The organism is Micromonospora sp. NPDC002411 (assembly GCF_053592955.1).
The window spans coordinates 1-14,447 of sequence record NZ_JBSFBM010000167.1 but is presented as its reverse complement, the minus strand read 5'-3'; the positions used below and the strand labels follow the sequence as shown (position 1 = coordinate 14,447).

Below are 14,447 nucleotides of genomic sequence, written 5' to 3'. Positions count from 1 at the left end.
TCCCTTTCTGCGTGGTGCGGACGCACCAGGCCCGCCGCCGTCGAACAGGTCGGTCAGCGGGGGGTCAGACGGTCGGTGCCCAGGCGCTCCTGGAGGACCTTCGGGACCAGGACACTGCCGTCGGCCTGCTGGTACTGCTCCAGGATGGCCGGGAAGAGCCGGCTGGTGGCCAGCGCCGAGCCGTTGAGCGTGTGCACGAAACGGGTCTGCTTGCCACCCGGCTCGCGGTAGCGGATGGCAGCCCGACGCGCCTGGTAGTCGCCGGCCCAGGAGACCGACGACACCTCCTTGTACTTGCCGGTGCTCGGCATCCACACCTCGATGTCGAGGGTCTTCTTCATCGAGGCGCTGGCGTCACCGGCCGAGAGCAGGGTGCGCTGGTAGTGCAGGCCCAGCCCCTCGACCAGGCTCTCCGCGTGGGCGAGCATCTCCTCCAGAGCGGCGTCGGCCTGCTCCGGGAGGGTGAACTGGAAGATCTCCACCTTGTTGAACTGGTGCCCGCGCACGGTGCCGCGCTCGTCCGAGTGCGAGCCTGCCGACTCTCGCCGGTAGCAGGGGGTGTACGCGAACGCCTTCAACGGCAGCTTCGGCGTCTCCAGGATCTCGTCCTGGTACGCGCCGAGGATCGCCGTCTCCGACGTCGGCAGCAGGAACTGGCCGCGCGGGGCGGACGCCGAGTCGAGGTGGTAGACGTCGTCGTAGAACTTGGGGAACTGCCCGGCGGCGAAGCCGGCCGAGTCCAGCAGCAGGTGCGGCGGGAGCAGGAACTCGTAGCCGGCCCTGATGTGCTGGTCGACGAAGTAGTTGAGCAGCGCCCACTCCAGCCGGGCGCCGATGCCGGTGTAGATCCAGAAACCGGACCCACCGAGCTTGACCCCGCGCTCGTAGTCGACCAGGCCCAGCGCCCGGCTCAGCTCCACGTGGTCGCGGACCTTCTCGATCACCGGTGGCTCGCCGAAGGTCTTCACGACCTGGTTGGCTTCCTTGCCGCCGGCCACGACGTCGTCGCTGGGCAGGTTGGGCAGCTCGCTCATCGCGTCGCGGAGCCGGCCCTGGACCTCGTCCAGCTGGGACTCCAGGTCGGCGAGCTGTCGACGCTCGGCGTCGGGCGCGACGACCTGCGGCTCCTCGCCGGCACGCTTCGCCTGCGCGTACGCCCGGGCCTCCGCCTTGCGGCGCTGCCGCTCGGCGTCGATCTCCGTGATCAGCGCGCGTCGTTCCTGGTCGAGCCGCTGGATCTCGTCCAGGGATCGGGTGACCTCGGCGGGATCCAGTCGCTTCGCCAACGCGGTCGCCACTGCCTCGCGATCCTTCCGGATCAACTCCATGTCGAGCATGCTGCTCCGTACGCCTCCGTCCGGGGTTCACTGGTGAACCACCAGATGCTACCGTCGCGGCCCCCTCGGCCCGGGACGGGGAGGTTCTACAGCCGGATCGGCATCAGCACCGAGTAGGTGTCCGCGTCGTCCGGACGGCGTACGGCCAGCGGCCCGATCGGCCCGTCCAACTCCAGCACCAGTTGCGGCCCGCCGGCCGCGTTCAACGCGTCCAGCAGGTATCCGCCGTCCACCCCGACCCGCAGCGCGTCCGAGGTCAGTTCGGTGTCCGGGAGCAGCCGCAGGTCGCCGGTGTCGTCGACGCCCAGCACGGTGACCGCCCGGGGCGTGCCGTCGTGGTCGCGGGGGACAGTGGGCGCCGCCGGGTCGGCCAGCGCGGCGCGCAGCGCCGCCACGTCCACCGGAATGCGACGGGCGGTGGGCCGCTCGCCGACGGCCTGGCGCACCAGCCGGCGGTAGTCCGGGAAGTCGTACGGCAGGGCGCTGCCGGTCAGGGTCCGCCCGGCCACCAGCACCCGCAGGTCCGCGCCCGCCACGGTCAGCCGCACCGGCCGGGCGTCGGCGGCGGTGAGCAGCGCCCGGATCTGGTCGACGAGGTCGACGGGTGCGAACACCCGCACCGGGGGACCGTCGACGTCGGCCCCGGACCGGGCCAGCGCGAGCCGGTACCTGTCGGTGGCGACCAGCCGCACGCCGTCGGACTCCACGTCGAGCAGCACGCCGGAGAGCATCGGCAGCTCCGGGTCGGCGCCGACGGCGAAGCGCACCGCGTCGAGCGCGGCGGCCAGGTCGGCGGGGGAGAGGAGCACAGTGGTGCTGGTCTGCGGGGCCGGGTCGACGAGCGTCCGGAGCCGGGTCACCTCACGGCGGGCGTCGGCGAGCCCGTCGACCAGCCGACGCAGGTGCGCGTCGAGCAACAGGTGCACCGCAGCCGGCTCGGCGCGTACCGCGGCGGCGATCTCCGGCACCGGCATGCCGATCCGGCGCAGCCCGGCCACCAGGCGGGCCGGCGCGATCTGCTCATCGGTGTACCAGCGGTAGCCGGTCACCGGGTCGACCAGGGCCGGTTCCAGCACCCCGGCCGAGTCGTAGAAGCGCAGGGCGCTGACGGTCAGGCCACTGGCCCGGGCCAGCTCACCGATGCTGTGCAGGTCGCTCACGCTGGGCATCCTGCCCCCTCGACCCGGTCGAGGGTCAAGCCGAGCGGTCCAGCACCCGGAAGGTGAGCCCGGCCCGGACGAGCCGGTCGAGCAGCGCGTCACCCATCGCGGCGACCGGGGTGAGCTGACCGGAGGTCGGCGGCAGGTCGTCGAGCGCCAGGCAGAGCGCCGACTCACCGAGCATCTTCGCCGTCTCGTCGTAGCCCGGGTCGCCGCCGGCCACCTCGGTGACCACCCGTTGCCCGCCTCCGGTGCCGACGAACCGCACCCGGAACCAGGACGCGGCCCGCTGCTGGGCTGTCGGGCCCTGCCCGGAGGCGAGTCGACCGAGCAGCCACCGTCGACTGGGTGGCAGCTTCACCAGCCCGATCAGCGCGCCGAGCCCGGCCGCGCCGGCCAGCACGGTGGGCAGCCGCTTCACCGCCGCGAAGTGCCGGTAACGGAAGTCCGGGCCGTACTCCGGGCGGGCCACCGCCGAACGGCGGACCACCTGCGGGTCGATGGTCGGCAGCGGGACGGTCCAGATGCCCAGCTCGGCGGAGCGGGCCAGCCGGCCGGGTACCGCCCGGACCCGGCGGTCGGTGGGGCGCGGCTCGACCGCACGGCGGTCCCGGGCGGCCCGGCTGGCCTGCGAGGTACGGGAGAACGCGGTGAGCGCGGAATGGTACGTGCCGGCGGAGAACCGACCACCGGCGCGCACGTAACCGTCCACGGTGATCGGCACGTCGGCGGGCAGCTGCTTGACAGTGAACCAGGCCCCCAGGTCGTGCGGGATCGAGTCGAACCCGCAGGCGTGCACCAGCCGCGCCCCGGTGCGGGTCGCCTCGTCGTGGTGGCGCACGTACATCAGGTCGACGAACTCCGGCTCGCCGGTGATGTCCAGGTAGTCGGTGCCGGCCCGGGCGCAGGCCCCGACCAGCGGCTCCCCGTGGTGGATGTACGGGCCGACCGTGCTGGCCACCACCCGAGTGCTCTCCGCCACCGCGCGTAGCGAGTCCGCGTCGGTCACGTCGGCGGTCAGTAGCGGCAGCTCGGCCAGCGTCGGGTCGATCGCGGCGAGCCGGTCCCGGACGGCGGCGAGACGCTGCTGGCTGCGCCCGGCCAGCGCCCAGCGCAGCCCGGCCGGCGCGTGCCGGGCCAGGTATTCGGCGGTCAGACCGCCGGTGAACCCGGTCGCCCCGAACAGCACCACGTCGTACGTCCGCTCCCCAGTCATCCCCGGAGTCTGCCATTCGTGGCCCCCGATGGCAGATCACGACGAGGCCGTCAGGGCGTGAACACGGCCCGTACACAACCGTCGGTCCGGTCCCGGAACAACTCGTACCCGTGGGGTGCCTGCTCCAACGGCAGCCGATGGGTGGCCAGATGCTCGGTACGCAGCTCGTCGCGGGCCATCCGGTCCAGCAGCATCGGCACGTCGCGAAGGTCCGGCCGACGTACCCCGTGCAGTGTGAGCCGCCGGTCGGTCACCGTGCCCAGCGGGAACGCGTCGACGAAGGCGCCGGTCGCGCCGAGCACCACCACCACACCGCCCTTGCGGCAGGCGTGCACGGACTCCCGTAGCGCGTCCGGTCGGTCGGCGGTGTGGCCACCGAACCGGTCGACCAACGATCGGGCCGGCGGCGCGCCGACCGCCACCACGCACACGTCCGGACCACGTCCACCGCTGCGATCGCGCAGCTCCGCCGCGACGTCGGTGCGACGGTAGTCCAGCGGCTCCGCGCCGCAGTGCCGCTCGGCCATCCGCAAGCGTTCCTCGTGGCGGTCGACCACCAGCACCCGGGCGGCACCGCGCAGCACCGCCGCCCGGGCGGTCAGCTGGCCCACCGCCCCGGCGCCCCAGATCGCCACCACGTCGCCAGCACGTACCGCCCCCAACTCCGCCGCCAGCCACCCGGTCGGCGCCGCGTCCGCGGCGAACACCGCCCGGTCGTCGTCGACCCCGTCCGGCACTCCGAACGCACCCACGTCGGCGTACGGCACCCGCACGTACTCGGCGTGACCGCCGGCGAACCCGCCCGCCGCCGGGGGCCGGCCGAAGCAGCCGGCGTCGGATCGCCCCCAGTCGGGGTCCGCGCTCGCCAGCTCGGCGCTGCCGTTGTCGCAGCAGGAGTGCAGGCCCTGACGGCAGTACCAGCAGCCCCCGCAGGCGACGCTCGCGCCGACGACCACCCGGTCGCCGGTGCGGTGCCGGCGGACCGCAGGCCCGACCTCGACCACCTCGCCCAGGAACTCGGCCCCGAGCACGTCACCGGCCCGCAGCAGCGGGTCCCGGCCGGCCAGCAACGGCAGGTCGCCGCCGCAGGTGGTGCTGCGCCGAACCCGGACGATGACGTCCCGCTCGTTGCGCAGCTCCGGGTCGGGCACCTCGCGTACCGCCACCTCGTCGGCCGTTACCCAGCACAGGGCCCTCACCCGCGTACCTCGGGGCGGTCCAGCGCGGACCGGTCCGCGCGCAGCACCTCACCGGCCTCCACGCGCTGCTTGACCTGACGCAACGTCTGGCGCACCAGCAGAGCTGGGTCGTCGCCGACGAGGTGCGCGGCCATCCCGGCGGGCGGGGGTCCGCCGGACAGTGGCCGGGCGGCCAGCTCCGTGCCCCGGTCACCGGGCGCCGACCGCGCCCGCACCTCGATCGCGCCACCCAGCCGTCGCAGCGGCTCGGGCCAGCGCCCGCCCGGAAGCACCTGCTCGGGCGGCCGGTCGACAGTCACCACCTCCCACCGGGCCGACGCGCCAGGGTCGCCGTCCGCGCCCGGCCTACCCACCCATCGGGGTACGCGCAGCAGGCGCACCGCCCGAGCCAGCGCACCGCTGCCGAGGGCGGGTCCCGCCCGCGCCAGCCGTCCCATCGGTCCCACCAGTCCTCCCTGTCCACGTCCCCCGATCGTCGGTCCCGGTCGGGTGAAGCGTGCTCGCCCGGAAGGGGTGAACCGCCGTCCGCCGGGTAACCGCTCGCCGACCGGGGGCGGAGCGTGCGGTGGGGGTGGGGCTGGGTGTCGGAACAGGATCGCGTGCGGGTCGAGCCGGCAGGGGGGCCGCCGCTGCTGGCGTCCCGGTTGACTCCGGCCGTGCCGCCGGAACCGGTGGTGGCCCGACCTCGACTGCTGCGCCGGTTGGACGAGGGCAGCGCGGGGCCGGTAACCCGGATCGCTGCTCCGGCCGGCTGGGGTAAGACCACGTTGCTCGCGTCCTGGGTACGGCTGGGTGGCGCGCCGGCCGAGGTCGAGCCGGGTGCTGTCGTGCCCGACTCCGGCGAGCTGGCGGCCCCGCCCGAGTCCGGCCCGGTTCCGGCGTGGGTGTCCGTGGAGGTGGGCGACGACGGTGACCGGCTCTGGTCGTACCTCGCGGCGGCGCTGTGTGCGGCGACCGGCTCGACGGAGAGCGGACCGGTGCCGGACCGGTCGCCGCGCCCCGAGCACCTGGAGGCGCTGGCGGCGTCGCTCGCCGCCGCGGACCGGCCGGTGCTGCTGATCCTGGACGACCTGCACCGGGTCGCCGACCCGGCCGCGTTGAGCGGGTTGGAGTTCCTGCTGCGCCACGCCGAGCAGCGGCTGCGTCTGGTGATCGGCGCGCGGGCCGGGCTGCACCTGCCGCTGCACCGGCTCCGCCTCGCCGGCGAGCTGACCGAGATCGGCCCGGACGAGTTGGCGTTCACCGACGACGAGGTGGCCGACCTGCTCACCGCGCACGGCGCCGCGCTGCCGGCGGCTGCCGTGCACCGCCTGCGGGAGCGGACCGGAGGGTGGCCGGCCGCGCTGCGCATCGCGGCCCTCGCGGTACGCGGTCAGGCCGACCCGGAGCGCTGGGCGGGACAGTTCGGCGGTGACCAACCGGAGATGGCCGGCTACCTGCACGAGGAGGTGCTCGCGACGCTGAACCCGGCCGAGGAGGACCTGCTGCGCCGTACCGCGGTCGTCGACACCGTCTGCGCCGACCTGGCCGAGGCGCTGACCGGCCGCGCCGACGCCGGGCAGGCGCTCGCCGACCTGGCCGGGGCCGGCGGTCTGCTGCACCGGGAGGACACCCGCCCAGCCTGGTACCGGTGCGAGCCCCTGCTCGCCGACCTGCTCCGCGCCGACCTGGCCCGGTTGCCCGCCGACGACCTGCGCGAGCTGCACGCCCGGGCCGCCGACTGGTACGCGGGCGACGGCCGGCCGGCCGACGGTCTGCGGCACGCGTTGGCCGCCGGCCGGTGGGACCTGGCCGGTGACCTGTTCGTCGCCCACTGGCCGGAGCTGACCCGTTACGACCGCGAACCGGTGCACGCCCCGGCCCCCGTGGCCCCACCGGCGGAGGTGGTCCGCGCCGATCCGGAGGTGGCGTTGGCCTGTGCCGCCGAGCGCGTGTGCGCCGGTGACCTGCCGGCCGCGAGTGGCCACCTGGGCGTGGCGGCCGAACACGCCGCGGGCCTTCCCGTGCCCCGACGCGACCGGTTCCTGCGGTTGGTCACCGCGCTGGAGGTGAGCGTGGCCCGGCTTGCCGACGACCAGGCGGAGGTTCGCGCCGCCGCCGCCCGACTGCTGCGAACCCGCCCGGAGGGCGCTACACCGACCCGGCTGCCGGACTCCGCGCCGACCGGGTCGTCCAGCTCCGCTCCCACCACTGGTGGGGGAGCAGCGGCCGACGACGCGGACCTGAGGGCGTTCACCGGCACCGCGCTGGGGCTGGTCGAGTTGGCCAGCGGCGCGTTGCCGGCCGCCCGCTTCGTCCGGGCCCGGGCGGCGGCCCGTGAGGCCGGTCGGCCGCGTACCGAGCTGGTCGGCGCCAGCCGTGCCGCACTGCTGCTCGCGGTTCGCGGTGACCTGCGGGCGGCCGAGCAGGCGGCCCGGGACGCGCTGGGCATGCCGCCCTGCCGGGGTTGGTCCGGTCGGCTCGACTGCGCCTACGCGTACCTCGCGTCGGCCCTGGTGGCGCTGCTGCGCGACCAGCCCGAGGAGGCCGCGGCGAACCTCGCCCTCGCCGGCCCGGCGCTCGGCGTCATCGACGGGTGGGCTGGCGGCCCGGAAGCCGGTACCGGTGAGGACTGGCTCGCCGCCGCTCCCGGCGAACCGGTGGCGGCGGCGGTCGCGGCCCTGTGCCGGGCGCAGTTGCACCGCGACGCCGGTGACCCGGCGGCCGGCCAGCGGCTGCTCGTCCGGGCCGGTGCGGCACTGGCCGACCGTCCCTCCGCCACCGAACTGACCAGCCTCCTGCGGGCCGCCGAGGCCGAACTACGCGCCGAGCGGGGCGACCTGGAGGCCGCCCGTGACCTGCTGGCCGGAACCGCCGACGACGGGACCGACCCGGTGCTGGCGGTGACGGTGGCGAAGGTGGAACTGCTGGCCGGCGACACCGCCGCGGCCGGGCGGGTCCTGCCGGACTGGCAGTCGCCGACGGCCACGGCCTGGCCCCTTCCGGTACGCCTGGACGCGGGCCTGCTGGACGCGGTGCTGGCCGAGCGGGCGGGGGACGGGCGTCGGGCCGGTCGGATCCTGGAACAGGTGCTGGACCTCGCCGGCCCACAGGGTTGCCGGCGGGTCTTCACCCGTGCCGCACCACCCGTACGGGACCTGCTGGCCGCCCACCTGGACGCGGGCACCGCCCACTTCACGCTGGTCAGCGACCTGGTCCGGGGGGCCAGCACGAGCACCGCCCGGCCGACCGCAGCGCCCCGGGGCGTCCTCGACGAGCCGCTCACCGAGCGCGAGCTGACCATCCTGCGCTACCTGCAGAGCATCCTGTCCAACGTGGAGATCGCCAGCGAACTGTCGCTCTCCGTCAACACGGTGAAGACCCACGTCCGCAACATCTACCGCAAACTCGACGCGACCCGCCGGCGTGAAGCGGTCCGGCGGGCGCGCGAGTTGCGGCTGATCTGAGCGGGTCGGCGGTCAGGCGTCGCCGGCGGAGTCGACGGCCGTCAACAGGTCGGCCAGGTCGTAGCCGCCCTCGTGTCGGACGCCGTTGACGAACAGGGTCGGGGTGCCGTTCACCCCGCTACGGATGCCGCCCACGAAGTCCCGGCGTACCCGGTCCGCGTGCGCACGGCTCTCCACCTCTGCGTTCAACTCGTCCGGTGGCAACCCGACCTGCTCCACACCGAGCGAGAGGTGCACCGGATCGAGCTGGTCCTGGTGCTCGTAGAGCCAGTCGTGCATCTCCCAGAACCGGCCCCGCACCCCGGCGGCCTCGGCCGTCTCGGCGGCGCGTTCGGCGTACGGGTGCACGTTGGCGATCGGGAAGTATCGGTAGACCAGCCGGACGTTGTCGGCTCGCTGCCGCAGCAACTCGTGCAGGTTCGGGTACGCGGCACCGCAGAACTGGCACTGGAAGTCGCCGTACTCGACGACCGTGACCGCCGCGTCGGCCGGCCCGCGGATGTGGTCCTCGGTGGTCACCGGGTCCCGGAGTCGGGCGGTGACCTGCAGTGGCGTGGTCATCCGGTCGTCACCTTCCGGTCGGCGGCGAGTTGGTCCAGCGCGTCGAAGATGCCGTCCGCGCCCGGGTTCACGTCGGGCGGCGAGAGATAGCTCCAGGTCACCGTGCCGTCCGGGTCGAGCACCACGAGCGCGCGGGCGGCCTCACCGCGCGGTTGGTACGCGCCGTAGGCACGGGCCACCTCGCCCTTGGGCTCGAAGTCGGCCAGCAGGGGGAACTCGATGCCCCGGCTCTCCGCGAACGCCCGGTGCGACCAGATGCTGTCCACCGAGATGCCGAGCACGACCGCCTCATACTGCGCGAAGACGGGTGCCGCCGACTGGTAGAGCGACATCTGGTCACCGCAGACCGGGCTCCAGTCGGCGGGGTAGAAGGCGAGCACGACCGGTCGGCCGTGGAACTGCTCGGGCCCCATCGGGTCCCCGGCCGGGGTGGCCGGCAGGGTGAAGTCGGGCGCGGCGTGCCCCGGTTGGATCAGCCCGTTCGGATCACTCATGCCACCAGCCTGCTCCCGGGGTGGGTGAGGCGGACTCACCCACCTCGGGTGGTTCCGTGCTCGCTCAGCGCCGCGCGTGGCGCGCGCTCACCGCAGCACCGGGGCGACGGCGATGTGGTTCTGCACCTCGCGGATACCTGGTGCGGACCACGCCACCTGCTCGACCTCGGCCCGCTCGGGCATCGAGTGCACCAACCCGGCGAGCACCGCCGTGTCGCCGTGCACCCGGACGCTGATCCGTTCGGCTTCGGTCGCCCCGGCTCGGGCGAGGGCGTCGACGATCCGCTCGGCCAGGTTCCGACCGTCCGGCGGGGCGGCCGGTTGGACGGCGATGCCGTTGCTCACCCCGCGTACGCCGGTCAGTCGGCCGACCGCCCGTTCGGCAGCGCGGCGCTGGTACTCCCACTCGACGTCGCCGTGCAGCGTCACCCAGCCGGCCGAGACGGTGACCTGGAGTTTCTCGATGGGCACGAACGCGTCCCACTCCAGCGTGTGGCTGGCGGCGGCGGCCAGGTCGGGGTCGGTGCGCTCCGCGCCGGTGGCCAGTTGCACGGCCAGGTCGTTGGCGACCGCCCGGACCCGGGCGACCCGGTGCGCGGCGCGTTCGGCGGCCCACTTCTTCGCGTAGCTGTCCACTCGGCCGGTCAGCGTGACGACGCCTTCGGCGACGGTCACGCCGATCTCGTGCGGCTGCACCCGCGGTTCCCAGGTCAGCTCGTCGAGTACGGCGGACTGGATGTCCTGGTCGGTGCGGCTGATCTCCGCGATGGCCATCTGTCCTCCTCCCGTGCTCCGGTGGCGAGCCGGGCGGCGACGTGCAGCCGGAGGCCCGCCGACGTCGAACCTGCCGTCGCTCCGGGTGAACCGTCCTCGCCCGGACAGGGTGACATGGTGGTTGTTTCATCCATGGGAGCGCTTCCATCACGAGCACATTTCGGTTACGGTAATCGCGTTCCTCGATCGCGGGAGCCGTCGCGTCGGGTGGTGGAGCCAGGGCAACTCTGTCCCCGTCGTCGTGCTCGTCCCCCGGGCCACGACGCACACCCCGGTCGACCCCGTCCCCCGGGGTGTGCACCACCACCACCAAGATCACCACCACCACCCGAGCACCGGTCCGCCGGGCCGCCTGAGGGGTCCGGCACCCGGCGGACCGGCCCCAACCCGTACCCGACCCAGCGGTACGGGCCCCGTTCGACAGACGTCGATCGGGGCCCGGGGGTACGGGAACGTGTGCTCAGACCGCAGGCGAGTTGGGACGGTCGACGTCGACGAACTCCACGTCGTCGACGGAGGAGTTGTCCCGGCTGCCGGCGGCCCGCGCGGCGGAACCGACGGCCCAGCCCACCGCCGCGCCGACGAGCGCTGCGCCGATCAGCAGTGTCCAGGGCAGAGCCGGCTGGCGACCGGCCAGTGCGTCGAAGGCCAGCGAGGCGCGGCGTCGCGCCTCTTCGGCGGCGGAGCCCACCAGGTCACCGGCGCCGTCGGCCAGGTCGCTGCTGTTGCGGCGGGCCGACCGTGCGGTGTCCCGCACACTGTCTCCGGCGGAGCTGACGGCCGAGAGCAGGTGCTCCCAGGCCTGGTCCGCGATCCGCTCCGGCTTGCTGCGGCGGTCCAGCAGGTTGGTTCCGAACATCGTGGTTACCTCCTTGGGTGCCGAAGCCGCCGGCCACTTCGGACTTCGGCGTCTGTTCAGCGCGTCACGGTTCGCCTACCCCGCCAGTGCCCAGGGTCGCCCGGGCGCAAACCCGGCACGCCGCAACCTCAGCGCACCGCCACTGCCGCAACGCCCTGAGCGAAGTCGTCGTCATCGTCGTCATCGCCGTCGCCTCCGCCGAAACCGCAGGCCAGTACGAGGGCGAGAAGTACGCCGACGCCAGCCAGCCCCGCAAGTCGCTTGATCATTGAAGGTCCTCTCCGTCACGGTGGGTGTCCCGCCCCGATGCTAGGACGGAACGGCAACCACGGGCGCCGATCAGGGCAGCTGGGCGCGGACGACACGCCGGTGGCACGCGGGACGGGCGTAGGTCGTGGGGCGGTTGTCCGGCGCGCCGGGCCCGGACGGCTACCCTGGTCCGGCGACGCGTCGGTCACGACTGATCGACGAGGCGCAGATAACGAAAAGTGTTGAGTAATCAGATACTGAAAAGTACGGATATGGGCCGCTTTGTTGGCTCGGATCCGCGAATTGCTCATCCCGAGGGGTGGCGACCGAGGCCGTTGGAGGAATACTCTCGGTCGCGGCCCGCGTACTGATGAGGCGCCCGGGGGACGGGCGGGTGGAGGTGCTCGCGTGAGCCTGTCGATCGTGAAGTCGGTTCTGTCCGGTGGTGTCGTGGAGATCGCCCCGCGGGGCGAGATCGACGTCGACACAGCGTACGAGGTGCGCGAAGCGATCGCGGAGGTGCTGGCCAAAGGTCGGCCCCTGCGCATCGAGCTCAACATGAGGCTGGTCACCTTCATCGACTCCGTCGGCATCAGCGCCATGGTGGCCGGCTTCCAGACGGCCGAGGTCAGCGACGTCAAGCTGGTGGTCACCGAGCCGAGCCGGTTCGTGCACCGGCAGCTGTGGGTGACCGGCCTGCTCGGCCTGTTCGGTGCCCCCGAGCCCTACTTCGCCGGTGCCGCCACCCCCGAGGTGCTGCCCGGCGCCTGAGCGCGCCCGACACCACGTCAGGTCTGCTCGTCCAGCCCGGTCAGGTCGACGTCGGTCGCTTCGGTGACCGCCCGGATGGCCGTCACCGACGCGTACCCGGCGGCCAGCAACGCCACGTCCGTGCCGGGCTGCGCGGCCTGCCCCGGCTCCTCCAACGAGGTACGCACGAAGCCGTGACCGGACTCGGCCACCGTCATCTGCACCTGGCCGAAGCTGGCCAGCGCGCCGCGACGCACTCCGCGCAACTGCCCGTGCGGCAGGTCCGGCGCGTTCACGTTCAGCACGCTCTCCAACGGCGCGGATCGCAACCGGGGGAGCAGATCAAGGGCGACCCGTGCGGCGGTGCTCCAGTGCCGCTCGGCGTCCCGCACCCGGGCTGCGGCATCCACCGCGGCGCCGCCGCTCGCCGCTGTCGCCTCACCCGCGGAGAGCACGTCGAGGGAGACCGCCATCGCGCGACACCCGTTCGTGGCGGCGGTGAACGCGGCCCCCACCGTCCCCGAGTGCAGAACGGCCCGGCCGGCGTTGGCGCCCCGGTTGATGCCGGAGAGCACCACCGACGGCGGTGGGCCGAACGCGCCGTGCAGGGCGATCAGCGTGATGAAGCCGGGGGAGCCGCCCACTCCGTACGCCGGCACTCCCGCCAGGTCCGGTAGCGGGTGGTCGTTCACGACGACCCTCCCGTCCCGTTCCATGGCGCTCATCGCGGCGCTGGTGCCGCTCGCCTCCTCCAGTGGCGCGGCGACCACCACGTCCAGGCCCCGCTGCACGGCCGCCCAGGCGAGGGCCTGGATGCCGGGCGCGGCTATCCCGTCGTCGTTGGTGATCAACACCCGCACTGTCATCGGTCGACCACCCGGTCGGCCAGTTCGTCAGGGGTAGTCCGCTCCTGTGGCCGGCTGTCCGCCGGCACCAGTCGGACCCGGTCCACCAGGCCGGTGATCGAGTCCAGCCGTCCGGTGCCCAGGCCGTGCCGGGTCACGTTGAGCGCGCCGGCCGCGGCACCGGTCCGGATGGCGGTCCGGATGTCTCCGCCGCTGGCCACGATGGCGGCCACCCCGGCGGTCATCGAGTCGCCCGCGCCACGCGGGTCGGCGGCCTCCAGTCGGGGCATCTCGACCTCGAACAACTCCCCGTCGATGAGCGCGAGCGCTGGCTGGTCGGCCCGGCTCACCACCACCGTCTCGGCGCCGGCCGCGTGCAGCTCGTACATGGCCTGGGTCAGTTCGACGGTGTCGTCGGTGCGGGCGCGGCCGTCGCGGATCAACTCCTCGTGGCTCACCTTGAGGAAGAACACGCCGCTCTCCAGCACCGCGGCGAGATGATCGCCGGAGAGGTCGACCACGACCCGGCCGCCGTTGGCGCCAAGGTCCGCCGCGAAACGCCGGTACAGGTCGGCGGGGACGAGCCACGGCGCGTTCGGCCCGCTGAGAATGCTCACAGCGGCCCTCAGGCCCTCGCCGAGGGCCAGGTTGTACAGCTCGTCGAGCTCGTGTCGGCTCAACGGCTGCCCGGGTACGTCGGCGATCTCCTGCCGGGACCCGCCCCGGCGGTCGTGCACGTACCCGCCGCTGCCGGAGTCACGGACCACCACCTTCAGGTCGACGCCCTCGCTGACCAGCAGTGGCTCCAACACCTGGCCGATCTCGCCGCCGAGGGCTGCGCAGAGCACCACGTCGACGCCGAGCGACATCACCATCCGGGCCTGCCAGACCCCCTGCCCGCCGGGGTGCAGGTGCAACTCGGGGTGGTCGTTGGGCTGGTCCAGGGTCACGGTCAGCTGTGGTGTGGGCGCGAAGACCATCACGTGCCCGCTCACCGGATCGTCGCCGTTCATGGTGTCCGCCCCCAGCACGTTTGGGTAATTCATCACTAATGCGACAAATAGTAGCTCCCTGTCCTGCCGCCCTGGGTTCGTCGGCCGGGGCGTTGCCAGTCAGACATCGGTAGGGGACGATCGTGCGACCATCGACGGCGGGAGACGGTGTGCTCACCAGCGATACCTTCAGCTACACCGTCCAGGCCCGGTGCTCGCCGGCCCACGCGGCGGCGATGCTCAGCGACCTGACCCGGCAGGGCGAGCTGCATCCGCTGATCGTCCGGGTCCGCCGGCTGCCGCCCCGACCTGGTGCGCAGGCCAGCTACACGATCAACGACCGTTTGGCGGCCGGCCCGCTGCACTTCAAGACCACGTACCACGCGGACGTGCTGATCAACGAGGACGACGAGATCGTCATGGTGGCCCGTCAGTGGCCGGCCACCACTGTGCGAAACCAGACCCGGTTGCGCCCCGAGCCGGATGGCCTGGTTCGGATCGACGTCGAGATCACCCTGACCGCGCCGACCCCGCTGTTCCGGTACGCGTTCCGCCAGGCCCGCGC

15 protein-coding genes are annotated in these 14,447 nt (G+C 73.5%); 3 read left to right on the top strand and 12 right to left on the bottom strand.

Annotation, left to right across the window (positions count from 1 at the left end; translation table 11 throughout):
* Positions 1–53 precede the first annotated feature (53 nt).
* The 5 genes from serS to ACWCO3_RS20115 all read right to left on the bottom strand — a co-directional run bounded on the left by serS (position 54) and on the right by ACWCO3_RS20115 (position 5,349).
* Positions 54–1,337, bottom strand: a complete 1,284-nt coding sequence (serS, locus tag ACWCO3_RS20135) for a serine--tRNA ligase (protein WP_145779519.1) — start codon at positions 1,335–1,337, stop codon at positions 54–56.
* Between the two features lie 86 nt (positions 1,338–1,423).
* Entirely contained in the window at positions 1,424–2,506 is a 1,083-nt protein-coding gene (locus tag ACWCO3_RS20130) for a DNA polymerase III subunit beta family protein (protein ID WP_450011409.1), read from the bottom strand.
* A 25-nt stretch (positions 2,507–2,531) separates the two neighbouring features.
* Positions 2,532–3,713: a saccharopine dehydrogenase family protein gene (locus tag ACWCO3_RS20125; RefSeq protein WP_450011407.1), complete on the bottom strand. Its 1,182-nt coding sequence runs from the start codon at positions 3,711–3,713 to the stop codon at positions 2,532–2,534.
* A gap of 50 nt (positions 3,714–3,763) precedes the next feature.
* Positions 3,764–4,912, bottom strand: coding sequence for an alcohol dehydrogenase catalytic domain-containing protein (locus ACWCO3_RS20120; RefSeq protein WP_450011405.1), 1,149 nt, complete (start codon positions 4,910–4,912; stop codon positions 3,764–3,766).
* Complete coding sequence (locus tag ACWCO3_RS20115; protein ID WP_450011412.1) at positions 4,909–5,349, bottom strand: hypothetical protein; 441 nt, start codon at positions 5,347–5,349, stop codon at positions 4,909–4,911. The genes ACWCO3_RS20120 and ACWCO3_RS20115 overlap by 4 nt, the downstream gene beginning before the upstream one ends.
* A 144-nt stretch (positions 5,350–5,493) precedes the next feature.
* On the opposite strand from ACWCO3_RS20115, the gene ACWCO3_RS20110 reads away from it, so the two are divergent.
* Entirely contained in the window at positions 5,494–8,358 is a 2,865-nt protein-coding gene (locus ACWCO3_RS20110) for a LuxR C-terminal-related transcriptional regulator (protein ID WP_450011403.1), read from the top strand.
* Positions 8,359–8,370: 12 nt separating this feature from the next.
* On the opposite strand, the gene ACWCO3_RS20105 is transcribed toward ACWCO3_RS20110, so the two are convergent.
* The 5 genes from ACWCO3_RS20105 to ACWCO3_RS20085 form a co-directional block, all read right to left on the bottom strand.
* Positions 8,371–8,919, bottom strand: a complete 549-nt coding sequence (locus ACWCO3_RS20105; RefSeq protein WP_450011401.1) for a DsbA family protein — start codon at positions 8,917–8,919, stop codon at positions 8,371–8,373.
* Positions 8,916–9,413, bottom strand: coding sequence for a redoxin domain-containing protein (locus tag ACWCO3_RS20100; RefSeq protein ID WP_145779526.1), 498 nt, complete (start codon positions 9,411–9,413; stop codon positions 8,916–8,918). Before ACWCO3_RS20100 ends, ACWCO3_RS20105 begins: the two co-directional genes overlap by 4 nt.
* A gap of 87 nt (positions 9,414–9,500) precedes the next feature.
* Positions 9,501–10,187 (bottom strand): BON domain-containing protein, encoded by a 687-nt coding sequence (locus tag ACWCO3_RS20095; RefSeq protein ID WP_145779527.1) that lies wholly within the window; start codon positions 10,185–10,187, stop codon positions 9,501–9,503.
* A gap of 460 nt (positions 10,188–10,647) precedes the next feature.
* Positions 10,648–11,046 carry a hypothetical protein gene (locus tag ACWCO3_RS20090; protein WP_145779528.1) on the bottom strand — a complete coding sequence of 133 codons (399 nt, stop codon included), beginning with the start codon at positions 11,044–11,046 and terminating at the stop codon, positions 10,648–10,650.
* A gap of 128 nt (positions 11,047–11,174) precedes the next feature.
* A complete protein-coding gene (locus tag ACWCO3_RS20085) occupies positions 11,175–11,315 on the bottom strand; it encodes a hypothetical protein (protein WP_354885948.1) in 141 nt (46 codons plus the stop codon).
* 388 nt (positions 11,316–11,703) lie between these two features.
* Here ACWCO3_RS20085 and ACWCO3_RS20080 point away from each other — a divergent pair, with 388 nt between their 5' ends.
* Entirely contained in the window at positions 11,704–12,066 is a 363-nt protein-coding gene (locus ACWCO3_RS20080; RefSeq protein ID WP_030330302.1) for an STAS domain-containing protein, read from the top strand.
* 17 nt (positions 12,067–12,083) lie between these two features.
* Here ACWCO3_RS20080 and surE read toward each other — a convergent pair whose 3' ends face one another.
* Together surE and ACWCO3_RS20070 are read right to left on the bottom strand one after the other, a co-directional pair.
* The gene (gene surE, locus ACWCO3_RS20075; RefSeq protein WP_088988211.1) at positions 12,084–12,911 is read right to left on the bottom strand and encodes a 5'/3'-nucleotidase SurE; all 828 of its coding nucleotides are present in this window, start codon (positions 12,909–12,911) and stop codon (positions 12,084–12,086) included.
* Positions 12,908–13,870, bottom strand: a complete 963-nt coding sequence (locus tag ACWCO3_RS20070; RefSeq protein ID WP_145785499.1) for a 1-phosphofructokinase family hexose kinase — start codon at positions 13,868–13,870, stop codon at positions 12,908–12,910. The genes surE and ACWCO3_RS20070 overlap by 4 nt, the downstream gene beginning before the upstream one ends.
* Positions 13,871–14,052: 182 nt before the next feature.
* Between ACWCO3_RS20070 and ACWCO3_RS20065 the strand changes: the two genes are divergently transcribed.
* Positions 14,053–14,447 (top strand): SRPBCC family protein (locus tag ACWCO3_RS20065; protein WP_450011397.1); only part of this gene is annotated, 395 nt, incomplete at its 3' end.